The sequence below is a fragment of the Shinella sp. BE166 genome (assembly GCF_051201095.1).
GTDB lineage: Bacteria > Pseudomonadota > Alphaproteobacteria > Rhizobiales > Rhizobiaceae > Shinella > Shinella lacus.
In genome coordinates, this window is record NZ_JBPEHL010000001.1 from 287088 (window position 1) to 302818 (window position 15731).

The window sequence follows — 15731 nt, forward strand, 5'->3', positions numbered from 1 at the left end:
TTGTTTTCTTTGCATAAATAAAAGGCTGATTGCATCTCTTGCGAGCGCTGTTTTGCCTCGATATCGACCTGTGGCGACGGGCGCACGAGGCCAGCCGCCAGATCAGCCCATCTTCTCGACGATCGGCGGGATCTGCACCACGGTGAGCTCGGTTGCGCCGGAATCGATGATGCCGAAGACGGCTTCCAGCATTTTCGGCACGTCCTGGCGCACCATCTCGATATGGTCGCCCAGCATGGCCACGAAAGGGTCCCAGTCGAAGCAGCCGAGTTGCGGCACGCGGTCGGCATAGTGGCCGGAGCGGCGGATCCAGCGCATCACGCCTTCCAGCGAAATCGTCGAGTTGACGAACATGCCGCGCGGCAGCGGACTCATGCGTTCGGCAAGCTGCCGCATGGCGTTTTCCGCCTTTTCGGGGGCATAGCCGACGGTTTGCACGAGCGTGTCGTCGACGGCGACGCCGGCCTCCGCATGGGCATCGCGAAAACCGCGCACGCGCTCCATCGTGTTGTGGTCCGTGCCGCGGCCGCCGACAAAGAGGAGAGGGGTCTTCTCGCCATATTCCTTCTCGCAATTGGCAAGCACCCGGCGCGTCAGCTCCAGCGCGCCGCCGTAATTGTCGGAGATGACGGAGGGCGCGCGGGCGCCGGGAAGGTCGAGGTTGATGGTGCGCACGCCGGCGGCAGCGCACAGTTCCATGACGCGGTCCGGGTCGGTCGCGCCCGTCGCGATCAGGCAGTCGACCTGGTAGGACAGCATGGCGCGCGCGGCCTCCAGCTCCAGCGCCGGGTCGCGCATCGTGCAGGTGATGATCGGAAACAGGCCGCGTTCGCGCGCCAGCGCCTCGAACTGTTCGACGATCGAGCCGAAATAGCGGTTGTCGTATTTGGGCACGATCATCCCGATGATTTTCGACCGGTCCCGGCGCAGCACGCTTGCCTGCATGTTGAGCGCGTAGCCCTGTTCCTCGGCAAGCTTGGTGATCTTTTCGGCGAGCTTCGCGCTGATGCGGCGCTTCTTCCAGTTGCCATTCAGAACGGCGCTCACGGCGCTGGCCGAGGTGCCCGCCAGCTCCGCCAGATCATAGATGGTCGTCCTTTTCGTCTGCGTCGTCCGGTTCACATTTCATCTCCGTTTCGAGAGCCACCTTGACACCAATGGCGATTGGTGGCAATTCTTGCTTCATCGATTGAGCAAGCATGCTCCATCGATGAAGTTGCCTGAACAGCAAGGCTGACCCAAGGGAGGAGTCAGACGGAGCATCGACGAACCGGACGTTGTGGCATCCCCGCAGCGAACGATGATCTGCGCGCTTTGGTGCGTGGAAGGCGTCGGTCCTGTCGCCCTTGTCGGCTTGAGGACGCCGGCGAACGTGAACTTGAGAAATCAACCGTGGAGGAACCCAATGAAGACGCTTACCCTTTTGCTCGCATCGACCGGTCTCGTCCTGTCGCTTGGCAGCGCCGCCCTTGCCCAGGAGGGCGCGACCGTCGCCTTCCTGATGCCCGACCAGGCCTCGACCCGCTACGAGCAGCACGACTATCCCGGCTTCAAGGCCGAGATGGAAAAGCTGTGCCCGAGCTGCACCGTGATCTACCAGAATGCCAATGCGGACGTCGCCCTCCAGCAGCAGCAGTTCAACTCGGTGATCGCGCAGGGCGCCAAGGTCATCGTGCTCGATCCGGTCGATTCCGCCGCTGCCGCAGCCCTCGTCGAGATCGCCCAGTCGCAGGACGTCAAGGTCATCGCCTATGACCGCCCGATCCCCGACAAACCGGCCGACTACTATGTCTCCTTCGACAACCAGGGCATCGGCAAGGCCATCGCGCAGTCGCTGGTCGACCACCTGAAGGCCAAGGGCGTCGCGGACGGTGCCGGCGTGCTCCAGATCAACGGCTCGCCGACCGATGCGGCCGCCGGCCTTATCCGCGACGGCATCGATTCCGCGCTCGACGCCTCGCCCTACAAGACGCTCGCCGAATTCGACACGCCGGACTGGGCGCCGCCGAAGGCACAGGAATGGGCGGCCGGCCAGATCACCCGCTTCGGCGACCAGATCGTCGGCATCGTCGCGGCGAACGACGGCACGGGCGGCGGCGCGATTGCGGCGCTGAAGGCAGCCGGCGTGAAGGAAATGCCGCCGGTCACCGGCAACGACGCGACGATCGCAGCACTCCAGCTGATCATCTCGGGCGACCAGTACAACACGATCTCCAAGCCCTCCGAAATCGTCGCGGCGGCTGCGGCCGGCGTTGCGGTGAAGCTGCTCAAGGGCGAAACCCCGGAAGCGACCCACAAGCTCTACGAAACGCCCTCGCAGCTTTTCGTGCCGGCGGTCGTGACGGCGGAGAACATCAAGGCCGAAATCTTCGACAAGGGCATCAACAAGCCGGAAGAAGTCTGCACCGGCGAATATGTTGAAGGTTGCCGCAAACTCGGCATCATCAACTAACCTGCCCATACGTGTCCGGCCGTTTGACGCGGCCGGACACCCGATCAGTCGAGGTCAGCCCTAGAGGTTCCAGAGGCCATGACAGCCACGCTTCAAAATATTCCCGCCAAGGGAGAATCCGTGCTGCGCCTTAGCGGCATATCCAAGAATTTCGGCGCCGTATCCGCCTTGACGGACATCGATCTCGACGTGAAGGCCGGCGAAGTCGTCGCCCTTGTCGGCGACAACGGCGCGGGCAAATCGACGCTGGTCAAGGTGCTCGCCGGCGTGCACCAGGCATCCTCCGGCACGATCGAGTTCTGCGGCGAGCAGGTGACGCTCGACAGCCCCGCCAAGGCGCTGGACCTCGGCATCGCCACGGTGTTCCAGGACCTGGCACTCTGCGAAAACCTCGACGTCGTGGCGAACCTCTTCCTCGGCCACGAAATGTCGCCCTGGGCGCTCGACGAAGTGGCCATGGAAGTGCGCGCCTGGACCCTGCTGCGCGAGCTTGCCGCGCGCATTCCCTCCGTGCGCGAGCCCATCGCCTCGCTCTCCGGCGGCCAGCGGCAGACGGTCGCCATCGCGCGCTCGCTGCTGCTCAATCCGCGGCTCATCATGCTGGACGAACCGACGGCGGCGCTCGGCGTTGCGCAGACGGCGGAGGTGCTGAACCTCATCGAGCGGGTGCGCGACCGCGGCCTCGGCGTCATCATCATCAGCCACAACATGGAAGACGTGCGCGCCGTCGCCGACCGCATCGTCGTGCTCCGGCTGGGCCGCAACAACGGCATCTTCACGCCGGATTCATCGAGCCAGGAGCTCGTCTCCGCCATCACGGGCGCCACGGACAATTCCGTCTCGCGCCGCGCCGACCGCAAGTCCGGTCACGTCCAGGAAAGCACCGGGGGAACCGCATGAGCCAGAACCCTTCCAACAAGTCCACGCCGACACTCGACCGCAGCGACGAGCGCGTGCGCCACGACGACAGCCTCGCCGCCATGGCGAAAGGTTTCATCGACCGCGTGCGCTCCGGCGACCTCGGCATGCTGCCGGTCGCCGTCGGCCTGGTCGTCATCTCCATCGTCTTTTCCGCGCTGAACCCGATCTTCCTCGCGCCGAACAACCTGGTGAACCTGCTGTTCGACTGCGCCACGGTCGGCGTCATCTCGCTCGGCATCGTCTGCGTGCTGGTGCTCGGCGAAATCGACGTCTCCGTCGGCTCCATGAGTGGGCTCGCCTCGGCCCTGGTCGGCGTCATCTGGGTCAATATGGGCTGGCCGGTCGCGGGTGCGATCATCGTCGCGCTGGTCGTGGGTGCGGGCGTCGGCATGCTTTATGCCATGCTCTATAACCGCCTCGGCATGCCGAGCTTCGTCGCGACGCTCGCCGGCCTGCTGGCGCTTCTCGGCTTGCAGCTCTACATCCTCGGCCCGACCGGCTCGATCAACCTGCCCTATGCCTCGCCGCTCGTGCGCTTCGGCCAGATCCTGATCATGCCGGACTGGTTGTCCTACACGCTGGCGCTCGTGCCGGGCCTCGTGATGATCGGCCGGGGACTGCGCACCCGCACCCAGCGTCTTGCCGCGAACCTCTCCGCCCAGCCGATGCGGGCGCTGATCCTGAAGGCCGTCGTGCTGACGGTGGTGCTGGAAGCCGCCGTCTTCTACCTCAATCTCGGCCGCGGCATTCCGTGGATGTTCGCGCTGTTCATCGCGCTCGCCGTGATCCTCAACTATGCGCTGACGCGCACCAAATGGGGCCGCTCCATGTTTGCCGTCGGCGGCAACAAGGAGGCCGCACGCCGCTCCGGCATCAATGTCCGCCGCATCTATATGAGCGCCTTCATGCTCTGCTCGACGCTCGCGGCGCTCGGCGGCATCCTCTCGGCCTCGCGGCTTGCCTCGTCCAGCCAGCAGGCCGGCACGGGTGACGTGAACCTCAACGCGATCGCCGCGGCGGTCATCGGCGGCACCAGCCTGTTCGGCGGTCGCGGCAGCGCCTATTCGGCTCTGCTCGGCATCATCGTCATCCAGGCGATCTCGAACGGGTTGACCCTGCTCAACCTCTCGTCGTCTCTGCGCTATATGATCACCGGCGGCGTTCTCGCCATCGCGGTTATCGTCGATTCGCTTGCCCGTCGCTCCCGTGTCAGCCACGGTCGCGCCTAACGCATATTGAATGGAGTTCTAGACCATGGCTGACCTCATGAAGGGCAAGATTGCCGCCATCACGGGTGCCGCATCCGGCATCGGCCTCGAATGCGCCAGGACCTTGCTTGCCGAAGGCGCGAAGGTCGTGCTCGTCGACCGGGCGCAGGACAAGCTGGAACAGCTCTGCAATGAGCTGGGTCCGAACGCCCTGCCGCTCGTCGTGGACCTGCTGAAGCCGGCCGAGGTGTCCGGCATGCTGCCGCGCATCCTCGACATTGCCGGCGGGCTCGACGTCTTCCACGCCAATGCCGGCGCCTATATCGGCGGCCCGGTGGCGGAGGGCGATCCGGATGCCTGGGACCGCATGCTGAACCTCAACATCAACGCCGCCTTCCGCTCGGTGCATGCCGTGCTGCCGTACATGATCGAGCAGAAGACGGGCGACATCCTGTTCACCAGCTCGATTGCCGGTGTCGTGCCCGTCATCTGGGAGCCGATTTACACGGCCTCCAAGTTCGCCGTGCAGGCCTTCGTGCACTCGACCCGCCGCCAGGTATCACAGCACGGCGTGCGCGTCGGCGCGGTCCTGCCGGGGCCGGTGGTAACGGCGCTGCTCGACGACTGGCCGAAGGAGAAGATGGACGAGGCGCTGGCCAATGGCAGCCTGATGCAGCCGAAGGAAGTGGCCGATGCCGTGCTCTTCATGCTGACCCGGCCGCGCAATGTCACGATCCGCGATCTGGTGATCCTGCCCAACAGCGTCGATCTCTAAACAAGCGGCGGGCGGCATGAGGCCGCTCGCCGGAAACATTCCCGATTTGCAGGCGGTAAGACCCTATGAGCACCCCTTCCTCCGCACGCCCCGCGGGCTGCGAACGCTACCTGATCGGCGTCGATGTCGGCACGGGAAGCGCCAGAGCCGGCCTCTTCGATCTGACCGGTCGCATGCTGGCCTCGGGCAAGCGCGACATTTCGCTGTTTCGCGAGGCGGGCGCGATGGTCGAGCAGTCGAGCACGGAAATCTGGGCCGCCGTCTGCGCGTCGGTGCGCGATGCCGTCGCCAAGGCGGGTGTTGCGCCGGAACAAATCGCCGGCATCGGCTTCGATGCGACCTGCTCGCTGGTCGTGCTCGGCAGGGAAGGGGCGCCGCTGCCCGTTGGCCCATCGGAAAATCCGGAGCGCGATATCATCGTCTGGATGGACCACCGGGCCGTCGATCAGGTCGAGCGCATCAATGCGCTGGGCCACAACGTCCTGCGCTATGTCGGCGGCCGCATCTCACCGGAGATGGAAACGCCGAAACTGCTCTGGCTCAAGGAGAACCGTCCGCAGGTTTTCGATGCCGCCTGGCAGTTCTTCGACCTGGCGGATTTCCTCACCTGGCGCGCGACGGGTGATCTCGCCCGGTCCACTTGCACGGTCACCTGCAAGTGGACCTATCTGGCGCATGAAAAACGCTGGGACCCGAGCTATTTCCGCGAAATCGGCCTCGGCATTCTGGCAGACGAGGAATTCTCCCGCATCGGTCAACAGGTCGTTGAGCCCGGCACGCCGCTCGGCAACGGCCTCACCGCGCGCGCGGCGGAAGAGCTCGGCCTTGCTGCCGGCACGCCGGTCGGCGCCGGCATGATCGATGCCCATGCGGGCGGCATCGGCACAGTGGGCGTCGATGGCCCGCCGGAAAACAATCTTGGCTACGTCTTCGGCACGTCATCCTGCACCATGACCTCGACCCACGACCCGGTCTTCGTGCCGGGCGTCTGGGGGCCTTACTTCTCCGCCATGGTGCCCGGCATGTGGCTGAACGAGGGAGGGCAGTCGGCGGCCGGTGCCGCGATCGAGCAGCTTCTCTCCTTCCATCCGGCGGCTGGTGAAGCGGTCGCACTGGCAAAGACACGCGGCCTATCGCTGCCTGTTCTGCTGGCCGAGCTGGCGGCCGAAAAGGCAAAAACGCTGTCCGCCGTGGTGGAACTGGCCGATGGCGTACATGTCGTGCCGGAATTCCTCGGTAATCGTGCGCCCTTCGCCGATCCGCATGCCCGCGCGGCGATCGTCGGCCTCGGCATGGAGCGTGACCTCGACAACCTCGTCTCGCTCTACATCGCCGGCCTCTGCGGCATCGGCTACGGCCTGCGCCAGATCATCGAAACACAGACGGCCGCCGGCGCACCGGTCGACAAGATCGTCATCAGCGGCGGGGCCGGCCAGCTCGATCTCGTGCGCCAGCTTCTCGCCGACGCGACGGGCAAGCCGTTGCTGGCAACGCGCGCCGAAGAACCCGTCCTGCTCGGCGCCGCCATTCTCGGCAGCGTCGCCGGTGGTGCCTTCCCGGATGTCGGCGCGGCGATGGCTGCCCTTTCAAAGACTGATCGGACCTATCACCCGGCGGACGGCGAAACAGCCGCCCGTCACGTCAAGCGATACGATGCCTTCACCCGGCTTCAGGCGTTGAGCCGCGAAATCCGCTAGACGGCGTCGGGTATCGCAGCCGCCTTGCGCTCGGCGTAGATCCGGGCGAGCCAGGCGCAGACCATCAGCTGGATCTGGTGAAACAGCATCAGCGGCAGGACGATCGCGCCGATCGGCTGGCCGGCGAAGATGACGCCTGCCATCGGCACGCCGCTCGCCAGGCTTTTCTTCGAGCCGCAGAAGACGGCGGTGATGCGGTCCTCGCGGTTGAAGCCGAAGAGTTTTGCGCCAAGGCTGGTGATGAGGAGCACGACCACCAGCAGCAGGGCGTCCAGCGCGACGAGCATGGCCAGGTCCTGTGCCTCCAGCTGGTGCCAGACGCCTTCGGTCACCGCATCCGAGAAGGCGAGGTAGACGACCATCAGGATGGAGCCGCGGTCGAAGGGCGTGAGCAGCGACTTGCGCGCGCGCACCCATTTTCCGATGAAAGGCTGCAAGAGCTGGCCGGCCACGAAGGGCAGGAAAAGCTGGAGCATGATCTTCCAGACCATGTCGAACGACACGCCGACATGGCCGCCGGCGGAAAACAGCATGGCGACCAGTGCCGGCGTCAGGAAGATGCCGAGGATGTTGGAGGTCGAGGCTGCGCAGATCGCCGCCGGCACGTTGCCGCCGGCAATCGACGTGAAGGCGATCGACGACTGCACCGTCGAGGGCAGCACACACAGGAAAAGCAGGCCGAGATAGAGCGGCTGCGGGATCAGCCAGGGCGACAGGACGCCGAGGCCGAGGCCGAGCAACGGGAACACCACGAAGGTGGTCGCCAGGATGAAGATCTGCAATCGCCAATGCAGGAAGCCGGCAATCACCACGTCGGTGGAAAGGCGCGCGCCATGCAGAAAGAACAGGCCGGCGATCGCGATATTGGTGGCAATGCCGAACCACGCCGCCGGTTCGCCGGAAATCGGCAGGAGGGAGGCAAGGCCCACGGCTGCGATGAGAAGCAGGGTGAAGGTATCGGGGAGCAGGCTTTTCATGGGGGCGGTCCGGAATCCATCAGTCTCGACAGGCTGCCGATCTTTGATATCCTGATTCACAATGCAAGGAATAACAGTTATCGAGGATCGCGATATGCTTGATATGGTGCAGTTGCGCAGCTTCGTGACGGTGGCCCAACTCAAGAGCTTCACGCTCGCCGCCGAGCGGCTGGACCTCGGCCAGTCGACCGTAAGCCAGCATCTGCAACGGCTGGAGCGCAGCCTGCATCGACGGCTCGTCCATCGCGACACGCATACGGTTCGGCTCACCCCCGATGGCGAGGCCCTGCTGCCGCACGCCCGGCAGCTTCTGGCGCTGGAGCGCCAGGCCGTCGCCCAGTTCGAGACCGATACGCCGCGCGGTGTCTTTCGGCTCGGTGTTTCCGAGGACCTGGTGAGCGGGCAACTGCCGGGATTGCTGGAGGACTTCATCGCCGATTATCCCTCCGTCGATCTCCAGCTTTCAGTCGCGCTGTCGAAGTCGCTCGCCGAAATGCAGGATCGCGGCGAGCTTGATCTCGTCATGGCCAAGCGCAGGATCGGCGACAGGCGGGGCGACGGGGTGCTGCGCGAGCCGCTCGTCTGGCTGGCGAGTGACCCCGAGGCGGTGCTCGCCAAACCCGTCCTCCCGCTGATCGTCTTCCCGCCGCCGAGCCTCACCCGGATCCTGCTGATGGAGGCGCTGGAGCGCAGCGGCACGCCATGGCGCATCGTCTGCTCGTGCCACAGCCTCAGCGGGCTGACCGCGGCGGCGCGCGCCGGCATGGGGGTGCTCGTCCAGCCTCGCAGCCTCGCGCCGGCCGGGCTTCGCGAGATCGTCCCGCCCAACCTGCCGGTTCTGGAGGATGTCGAGTTCGTGCTCGTCACCGCGGCTTCGGCCGACCGCGCCACCGTCTCGGCCTTCTCCCGCCGGGTGCGGGAACGGTTCGTCAAAGGGTTTGTCCCGACGTCCAGCCCCGACTGACAATTTCGCCGCACCCCGGCTTGACGGCGCATATCCGTCGGTGATTGGATAAGTGGATACAAAAATACTTTTTGGTCCCATGCCATGTCCGCAGGTTTTTCCAGCCAGCCGAATTCCGCCGCGACAGCGGAGGAGGAGGCCTATCGCCATATTCAGCAGGCGCTTCGTCTCGGCCTCTACAAGGCGGGCGAACGGCTGATCCCCGAGGATATCGCCGCCGAGATCGGCATGAGCCGCATGCCGGTTCGCGAGGCGTTCCGGCGGCTCGCCTCTGATGGTCTCGTGGTGTTGCGCCCCAACCGCGGCTGTATCGTTGCCGGCCTCACGCTCGATGAACTGTACGAGGCCTTCGAGATGCGCTCCGTGCTGGAGGGGCTTGCCGTGCGCCTCGCGGTTCCCCGCATCGACGAGGACGTGCTGGACGAACTCGAACGGTTGCTCGCGCGCATGGAGCGCGCCGGGCAGAGCGGCAGCAGCGACTGGGTCGTGCGCCACCAGGAGTTTCACGGCCGGATCTACGCGCTGAGCGGCCGGCCGAAGCTCATCCACCAGATCTCGGCGCTGCATGTGGTCATCGAGCCCTACATGCGCATCTGGTTCGACTATGTCGACAAGCCGCTTTCTGCCCGGGAGGAGCATGCGGTGTTGATCTCGGCGCTGCGTTCGGGCGATGCGCGCCACGCCGAGCAGGTGATGCAGGAGCATATTCTCGGCACGGCACCCCTGCTGGCCGATTTCGCGACCCCGAGCCGGCGCTGAAACCGGCCGCTGGCGCGGTCAAGTTATACGAAGAAGAGGAACAGCATGCGCAATTTCGAGAAGCCGACACGATCCGTCGCCGTATCCCGCCAGGCGATGGCGGCGACATCGCATCCGTCCGCGACGCTGACGGCGCTGCAGGTCATGGAGGCCGGCGGCAATGCCGTGGACGCGGCCATCGCCGCGTCCGCCGTGCAATGCGCCGTCGAGCCGGGCTCGACCGGCATCGGCGGCGACTGTTTCGTGCTTTTCGCGCCGGAAGGCTCCGACAGGGTCGTCGCCTATAACGGCTCCGGCCGCACGCCGGCGGCGCTGACGCTCGACTGGTTTACCGAGCGCGGCCTGACCGAAGTGCCGCGCCAGTCGCCGGCGGCGGTGACCATTCCCGGCGCGATCGATGCCTGGGTGCAACTCCACGCCGATCATGGCCGACTTCCGTTCGCCGATGTCCTGGCGCCGGCGATCCGCTTTGCCGCGGAAGGCTATGCGATCACGCCGCGGGTGCATCGCGATTGGTCGCTGGAGGAGGAGTTGCTGGCGGCCGATCCCACCGCCGCGCGTATCTTCCTGCCCGCCGGTCGCGCGCCGAAAATCGGCGAGGTCCACCGCCAGCCGGAACTCGCCGAAACGCTGAAGCGGATCGCGGTCGATGGCCGCGACGGCTTCTACACCGGCCCCGTCGCGGAAGACATGGTGTCCTATCTCCGTTCGCTCGGCGGGCTGCACACGATGGAGGATTTTGCGACGGCGCGCGGGGCCTATGTCACGCCGGTCACCACGGACTTTCGCGGATACACGATCCACGAATGCCCGCCGAACGGCCAGGGCATCGTCGCGCTCCTGATCCTCAACATCCTGAGCCGTTTCGAGGCGAATGGCGATCCGCAATCGCCCGACCGGCTGCATATCGAGATCGAGGCGACACGGCTCGCCTATGCCGCACGCGACGTCTGGCTTGCCGATCCGGACAAGGCGGACGTGCCGGTGGAGGAGTTCCTGTCGGACGCGCTTGCCGACCGGCTTGCCGGCATGATCGACCTTCGCCGCGCGCTCACCGACCTGCCGCCCTTCGACATGCCGCTCCATCGCGATACGGTCTACATTTCCGTGGTGGATCGCGACCGCAACGCCGTCAGCTTCATCAACTCGGTCTTCGACAGTTTCGGCACGGGTCTCGTCGCGCCGCGCTCAGGCGTGGTCCTGCACAATCGTGGCCAGAGTTTTTCGCTGAAACCCGGCCATCGGAACGTGGTGGCGCCGCTGAAGCGGCCGCTGCACACGATCATCCCCGGCATGGTCACGCGCGCCGGCAGGGTCGAGATGCCCTTCGGCGTGATGGGCGGCTATTACCAGGCGATGGGCCATGCGCACCTGATTTCGAAGGTGTTCGACTATGGTATGGACTTGCAGGAGGCGATCGACCTGCCGCGCTTGATCCCGAAATCCGACGGCACGCAGGTCGAGGCCGAACATACGCTGCCGGCGGCGACCGCCGACGAGCTCCGTCGGCGCGGCTTCGCAATCGTCCCGGCGGAGGACCCCATCGGCGGCGCGCAGGCGATCCGCATCGATTGGGAGAACGGAACGCTGACCGGCGGGTCCGAATCGCGCAAGGACGGCATCGCGCTCGGCCTTTGATGGGCAACGAGCGCCGGCCGGAAGATTAGCCGGCGCTTGCCACTGTCTCAGGCCTTTAGAAAGACCCTGATCGCGTCCGCGATCTCGTTTGCATGGGTTTCAAGCGCGAAGTGGCCCGTATCGAGGAACTGGATCTGGGCGTTCGGGAGGTCGCGCTTGTAGGCCTCGGCGCCGGGCGGCAGGAAGAAGGGGTCCTTGTCGCCCCAGATCGCCAGAAGTCTGGGTTGATGCTCCCGGAAATAGGCCTGGAAGGCAGGGTAGAGGGCGACGTTGCTCGCATAATCCAGCATCAGGTCGAGCTGGATCTCGTCGGCCTCCGGACGCTGCAAGTAGAAGAGATCGAGGGCGATGCCGTCGGGCGAGACCTGCGCGGGATTGGACACGCCGTGTTCGTATTGCCAGCGAATGGCGTCCTCGCCCAGCATGCCCCGCAGCGCCTCGCGGTTTTCCGGCGTCGGCGCGCGCCAGTAGCGTTCGATCGGGTTCCACCCGTCGCTCAGTCCTTCCGTATAGGCGTTGCCGTTCTGGGTAATGATGGCCGTTATGCGCTCCGGATGGGCCATCGCCAGGCGCAAGCCGGTCGGAGCGCCGTAGTCGAAAACATAGACGGCAAACTTTTCGAGGCCGACGACCTCGGTGAAGCGCCCGATGACCTTGGCGAGATTGTCAAACGTATAGGCGAACTGGTCGCGCGAGGGGAGCGCCGAGCGGCCGAAGCCCGGAAGATCCGGCGCCGCGAGATGGAAATCCTTCGCCAGCAGCGGGATGAGGTCGCGGAACATGTGGCCGGACGTCGGAAAGCCGTGCAACAACAGAAGAGACGGCTTCGCCGGATCGCCGGCTTCGCGATAGAAAATCTCGAAGCCGTCGACATCGACGCTGCGATAGATGGGATGTGTCATGGTTGTGCTCCAGTAGGGTGATTTCGGTGGAGATGAAGCCGGTGCAATTCAGCCGGCCCGGGCTTTCAGTTCGGCATTTTCCGCTTCCAATTGCGCGAGACGATCGCGCAGCGGCTGGACCGCCTTTGCGATCTCGTCTTCGGTAAACCGCGGGACGATGTGCTGCGGGCAGTTCCAGTCGAAGGCTTCGAGCCGGAGACGGAAGATGCGTTCGAGCTTCGCCCGGTACGGGCCATCCGTGACCAGCTCGGTCAACGCCGGCTCCTCGTCGAGCTCCAGCCTTTCGACATGGGCATAGATCTTCAGGCGTGCTCGTCTCGGATAATCCATCAGGAAGAGGCAGGCGCGGTCGTTGGCCTTAAAATTCCCGGTGCTGATGTACTGCCGGTTGCCGCGATAGTCCGCGAAGGCCAGGGTCTGGTCATCGATCACCTTGAGGAAGCCGCGCGGGCCGCCGCGGTGCTGGACATAGGGCCAGCCGGTCTCCGACACGGAGGCGATGTAGACGCTGTCGCGCTCAGCGATGAAGGCTTTTTCGTTTGCGCTGAACCGGTCGAACTCCCGATGCCCGCGAAAGTCCGACCAGATGCCGTCGGCTCCCATTTCGGCCTGCACCGCGCGCACACTCGGCGTCACTGCAATGTCCATAAATCCGTAGCCCATGGTCCCGCTCCGAGGATTGACTTCGATGGCGTCAATTTAGTCATTTCGGTTTTTGGGATAATTGGCTATTTATGGTTATAACCTAACCAGAAAATGGGAATATGGATGGATCGTCTCGGTGCCATGTCCCTGCTGATCGACGTCGTCGATAGCGGCAGCTTTTCGTCAGCGGCAAGGCGGCTGGGCGTGCCGCTGACGACCATCGCCAGGAAGATTTCCGACCTTGAGGCGGCGCTCGGGGCAAAACTCCTGGTCCGCACCACGCGCAAGCTGAGCCTGACCGATGCGGGGGTCACCTACCTTGCGGCCGCCCGGCGGATCATCGATCAGGTAGATGAAGCGGAGCGCGAGGTCTCGGGCGAATTTACCGCGCCCAAAGGCGAGCTCGTCATCACGGCGCCGGTGCAGTTCGGCCAGCTCCATGTCCTGCCGATCGTGGCCGACTTCCTCGATCTGTTTCCGAACATCAACATCCGGTTGCTGCTGCTCGATCGAAACGTCCAGCTCGTGGAAGATCACGTCGACATGGCGGTGCGTATCGGCAGGCTGCCCGACAGTGCGATGATCGCGACGACGGTCGGTTCGATGCGCACGGTCATCTGTGCGAGCCCAGAACTGCTGGCTGTCCACGGCGTGCCGCAAACGGTGGCCGCGTTGCAGGAGATGCCCTGTATCGTCCTCGATGGCCCCGGCTCCTCCGCCAACTGGCGGCTCACCGATCCGCAGACGAAGACAGCCACGCTGGTCGCTATGGCACCGCGCCTTTCGGTCACGACCGTCGAGGCTGCAATCCGCGCAGCACTCCTCCATGTCGGCATTATACGGCTGTTCCACTATCAGGTCGCGGATGCCGTCAAGGCCGGCAGCCTCCGGATCGTTTTCGAGCCGTTCGAGCCGGAGCCGGCGCCGGTGAACGTGGTGCATGTGGCACGCGGCCAGATGCCGCTGAAAATGCGCAGCTTCCTGGATTTCGCCTTGCCGCGGCTGAGGCGCCGCTTGCTGGAATTCCAGGGCGCAAGTGCCGGCTAGTCAGGCTTGCGGCCGCCGTGGAGCATGCAGCCGCCTCTTGCGCGTCACGCCTTTCAGGCGGAACTTGCCGAGATCTTCGAACGTCTCGCTCTCCGGCGCGGAGAGCAGGGCAAACAGGTCGTCGGAGATCAGCAGCGGACGATCGACCTTTCGGGTGGCGGCGACGATGCGGGAGGCTTCGTTGACCGCCGGCCCGATGACGGTGAAATCCAGCCGTTCGTCGCTGCCGATATTGCCGTAGAACACCTCGCCGACATGGAGCCCGACATGGACGGTCGTGGTGGCGAGCCCGGCGGCCTGCCGTGTCGCGTTGAGCGCGTCTATGCGCTCTGCGAGGTCGTGCCAGGCCTTGAGGCTCGCGGCTGCGGCTTCCTGCGGATCGGCGTGATTGAAGATGGCCAGCGTACCGTCGCCGATCAATTTGAGGACATCACCGCCGGCCCCGTGCACGGCGGAGATGACCGCCTCGGCATAGTCGCCCAGCATGGCGATGAGTTCGTTGCCGGGCACGCTTTCCGACAGCGATGTGTAATTCCGCATGTCCGAGAACCAGAGCACGGCGTGGATGCTATCGACCTTGCCCCGCTCGATGCGTCCCGTGAGCACGCGCCTCGCCGCATCGCGCCCCAGGTAAACTTCGGCAAGCGAGCCGGTGATCTGGCGAAGTGCTGTGGATTTCACGGCAAGCACCAAAGCCGGCACAACGCGCCGCAGACATGCGAGATTTTCTTCGCTGAAGCCGTCTGGCCGTTTTGTCGACCATCGCGAAAACAGGCCGTCGATCTCACCGATCGAGGCCGTGGTTCCCAGCCTGTGCAGCTGGACGAAATAGTCTGTGTGGCCTGCCTCGCGCATGTCGTCCAGCACGGGGAACGTATAGTTCCCGTAGTTGGAGAGCAGCACGCGCACTTCATCGAGCCCGTTTTCCAGGAGATGATGGAAGGGGCTGTCGAGCCATTGCTGTTCGTAGCGTGTCGCCTCCAGCCGCAGAAAATCCCGCCGCCCGGCATTAGCCTCTTCCTTGATATCCCAGAAATAACCCTGGGATTCGAGAACGGGATGGAGCGTATCGATGAAAATCACTGCCTGTTCGAGCTCGATGCCTAGCAAACGGAGGCGGCGGCAGAAGCCCGCGAGCAGCTCGGCCGGGTCCGTCCCGTCCAGCCCCTGCTGCACGAGCCAGTCCACGATGTTGCCGATCTCTTGCTGATCCAAGGAAACACTCCGAAGGTGAGAGCCAGGCGCGAAGCGCCCGTCAAGCAAGATCGATAAAGGCGCGCGGCGCCGCAGGCAATCGCCTGAGGCGCCGATTGTAAAGATAGAGCCTTTGCTGCTCGAACCTAGCTTTCTTCGAATTCGACGAGCGCGCCGTGAAAATCCTTCGGATGAGCGAAGAGCACGGGCTTGCCGTGAGCGCCGATCTTGGGCGTGCCGTCACCGAGGATGCGTGCGCCGGTGGCGCGGACGGCCTCGGCTGCGGCGCCGATATCCGCCACCTCGAAGCAGAGGTGATGGATGCCGCCGGCCGGGTTCTTCTCCAGGAAACCGGCGATCGGCGAGGCCTCACCCAGAGGATGGAGCAATTCGATCTTGGTGTTGGGCAGCTCCACGAAGACGATGGTGACGCCATGCTCGGGCAGGTCCTGGGGCGGGGAGACCTTCGCCCCCAGCTGGGCATAGCGGTCGGTGGCGGCCGCAAGGTCCGGGACGGCGATGGCGACGTGGTTGAGCGGTCCGAGCATGGCT

The 15731-nt window shown here is 64.9% G+C and carries 15 protein-coding genes; 9 read left to right on the plus strand and 6 right to left on the minus strand.

Features of this window, described 5'->3' with window-relative positions:
• Nucleotides 1–102: 102 nt before the first annotated feature.
• Nucleotides 103–1122, minus strand: a complete 1020-nt coding sequence (locus tag J2Y63_RS01275) for a LacI family DNA-binding transcriptional regulator (protein ID WP_435264568.1) — start codon at nt 1120–1122, stop codon at nt 103–105.
• Between the two features lie 283 nt (nt 1123–1405).
• Between J2Y63_RS01275 and J2Y63_RS01280 the strand changes: the two genes are divergently transcribed.
• The 5 genes from J2Y63_RS01280 (at nt 1406) to J2Y63_RS01300 (ending at nt 7053) form a co-directional block, all read left to right on the plus strand.
• On the plus strand, nt 1406–2452 hold the full coding sequence (locus J2Y63_RS01280) for an ABC transporter substrate-binding protein (protein WP_435264569.1): 1047 nt from the start codon (nt 1406–1408) through the stop codon (nt 2450–2452).
• 78 nt (nt 2453–2530) lie between these two features.
• Complete coding sequence (locus J2Y63_RS01285) at nt 2531–3352, plus strand: ATP-binding cassette domain-containing protein (RefSeq protein WP_256115012.1); 822 nt, start codon at nt 2531–2533, stop codon at nt 3350–3352.
• Nucleotides 3349–4602 carry a sugar ABC transporter permease gene (locus J2Y63_RS01290; protein WP_435264570.1) on the plus strand — a complete coding sequence of 418 codons (1254 nt, stop codon included), beginning with the start codon at nt 3349–3351 and terminating at the stop codon, nt 4600–4602. The genes J2Y63_RS01285 and J2Y63_RS01290 overlap by 4 nt, the downstream gene beginning before the upstream one ends.
• 25 nt (nt 4603–4627) lie before the next feature.
• Complete coding sequence (locus J2Y63_RS01295; protein ID WP_435264571.1) at nt 4628–5356, plus strand: SDR family oxidoreductase; 729 nt, start codon at nt 4628–4630, stop codon at nt 5354–5356.
• A gap of 65 nt (nt 5357–5421) precedes the next feature.
• Nucleotides 5422–7053, plus strand: coding sequence for an FGGY-family carbohydrate kinase (locus J2Y63_RS01300; RefSeq protein WP_435264572.1), 1632 nt, complete (start codon nt 5422–5424; stop codon nt 7051–7053).
• On the opposite strand, the gene J2Y63_RS01305 is transcribed toward J2Y63_RS01300, so the two are convergent.
• A complete protein-coding gene (locus tag J2Y63_RS01305; RefSeq protein WP_435264573.1) occupies nt 7050–8030 on the minus strand; it encodes a bile acid:sodium symporter family protein in 981 nt (326 codons plus the stop codon). The two genes, J2Y63_RS01300 and J2Y63_RS01305, sit on opposite strands and share 4 nt — an antisense overlap.
• Nucleotides 8031–8124: 94 nt before the next feature.
• On the opposite strand from J2Y63_RS01305, the gene J2Y63_RS01310 reads away from it, so the two are divergent.
• The 3 genes from J2Y63_RS01310 (at nt 8125) to ggt (ending at nt 11391) form a co-directional block, all read left to right on the plus strand.
• A complete protein-coding gene (locus J2Y63_RS01310) occupies nt 8125–8994 on the plus strand; it encodes a LysR family transcriptional regulator (protein ID WP_435265026.1) in 870 nt (289 codons plus the stop codon).
• Nucleotides 8995–9078: 84 nt separating this feature from the next.
• Nucleotides 9079–9753, plus strand: a complete 675-nt coding sequence (locus tag J2Y63_RS01315; RefSeq protein WP_435264574.1) for a GntR family transcriptional regulator — start codon at nt 9079–9081, stop codon at nt 9751–9753.
• Between the two features lie 45 nt (nt 9754–9798).
• Nucleotides 9799–11391: a gamma-glutamyltransferase gene (ggt, locus tag J2Y63_RS01320; protein WP_435264575.1), complete on the plus strand. Its 1593-nt coding sequence runs from the start codon at nt 9799–9801 to the stop codon at nt 11389–11391.
• Nucleotides 11392–11438: 47 nt separating this feature from the next.
• Here the strand turns inward: ggt and J2Y63_RS01325 are convergent, their stop codons facing one another.
• Nucleotides 11439–12293, minus strand: coding sequence for an alpha/beta fold hydrolase (locus J2Y63_RS01325; RefSeq protein WP_435264576.1), 855 nt, complete (start codon nt 12291–12293; stop codon nt 11439–11441).
• Between the two features lie 48 nt (nt 12294–12341).
• Nucleotides 12342–12956 (minus strand): pyridoxamine 5'-phosphate oxidase family protein, encoded by a 615-nt coding sequence (locus J2Y63_RS01330; RefSeq protein ID WP_435264577.1) that lies wholly within the window; start codon nt 12954–12956, stop codon nt 12342–12344.
• A gap of 105 nt (nt 12957–13061) precedes the next feature.
• On the opposite strand from J2Y63_RS01330, the gene J2Y63_RS01335 reads away from it, so the two are divergent.
• Nucleotides 13062–13985: a LysR family transcriptional regulator gene (locus tag J2Y63_RS01335; protein ID WP_435264578.1), complete on the plus strand. Its 924-nt coding sequence runs from the start codon at nt 13062–13064 to the stop codon at nt 13983–13985.
• Here the strand turns inward: J2Y63_RS01335 and J2Y63_RS01340 are convergent, their stop codons facing one another.
• Entirely contained in the window at nt 13986–15200 is a 1215-nt protein-coding gene (locus tag J2Y63_RS01340; protein ID WP_435264579.1) for an adenylate/guanylate cyclase domain-containing protein, read from the minus strand.
• 125 nt (nt 15201–15325) lie between these two features.
• Nucleotides 15326–15727 carry a methylmalonyl-CoA epimerase gene (gene mce, locus J2Y63_RS01345; RefSeq protein WP_435264580.1) on the minus strand — a complete coding sequence of 134 codons (402 nt, stop codon included), beginning with the start codon at nt 15725–15727 and terminating at the stop codon, nt 15326–15328.
• Nucleotides 15728–15731: the final 4 nt, after the last annotated feature.

Coding starts and splice junctions, on each gene's coding strand:
- J2Y63_RS01300 (WP_435264572.1), top strand. CDS start 5,422: ATGAGCACCCCTTCCTCCGCACGCCCCGCGGGCTGCGAACGCTACCTG.
- J2Y63_RS01290 (WP_435264570.1), top strand. CDS start 3,349: ATGAGCCAGAACCCTTCCAACAAGTCCACGCCGACACTCGACCGCAGC.
- J2Y63_RS01305 (WP_435264573.1), bottom strand. CDS start 8,030: ATGAAAAGCCTGCTCCCCGATACCTTCACCCTGCTTCTCATCGCAGCC.
- J2Y63_RS01325 (WP_435264576.1), bottom strand. CDS start 12,293: ATGACACATCCCATCTATCGCAGCGTCGATGTCGACGGCTTCGAGATT.
- J2Y63_RS01280 (WP_435264569.1), top strand. CDS start 1,406: ATGAAGACGCTTACCCTTTTGCTCGCATCGACCGGTCTCGTCCTGTCG.
- J2Y63_RS01330 (WP_435264577.1), bottom strand. CDS start 12,956: ATGGGCTACGGATTTATGGACATTGCAGTGACGCCGAGTGTGCGCGCG.
- J2Y63_RS01295 (WP_435264571.1), top strand. CDS start 4,628: ATGGCTGACCTCATGAAGGGCAAGATTGCCGCCATCACGGGTGCCGCA.
- J2Y63_RS01285 (WP_256115012.1), top strand. CDS start 2,531: ATGACAGCCACGCTTCAAAATATTCCCGCCAAGGGAGAATCCGTGCTG.
- mce (WP_435264580.1), bottom strand. CDS start 15,727: ATGCTCGGACCGCTCAACCACGTCGCCATCGCCGTCCCGGACCTTGCG.
- J2Y63_RS01335 (WP_435264578.1), top strand. CDS start 13,062: ATGGATCGTCTCGGTGCCATGTCCCTGCTGATCGACGTCGTCGATAGC.
- J2Y63_RS01310 (WP_435265026.1), top strand. CDS start 8,125: ATGCTTGATATGGTGCAGTTGCGCAGCTTCGTGACGGTGGCCCAACTC.
- J2Y63_RS01315 (WP_435264574.1), top strand. CDS start 9,079: ATGTCCGCAGGTTTTTCCAGCCAGCCGAATTCCGCCGCGACAGCGGAG.
- ggt (WP_435264575.1), top strand. CDS start 9,799: ATGCGCAATTTCGAGAAGCCGACACGATCCGTCGCCGTATCCCGCCAG.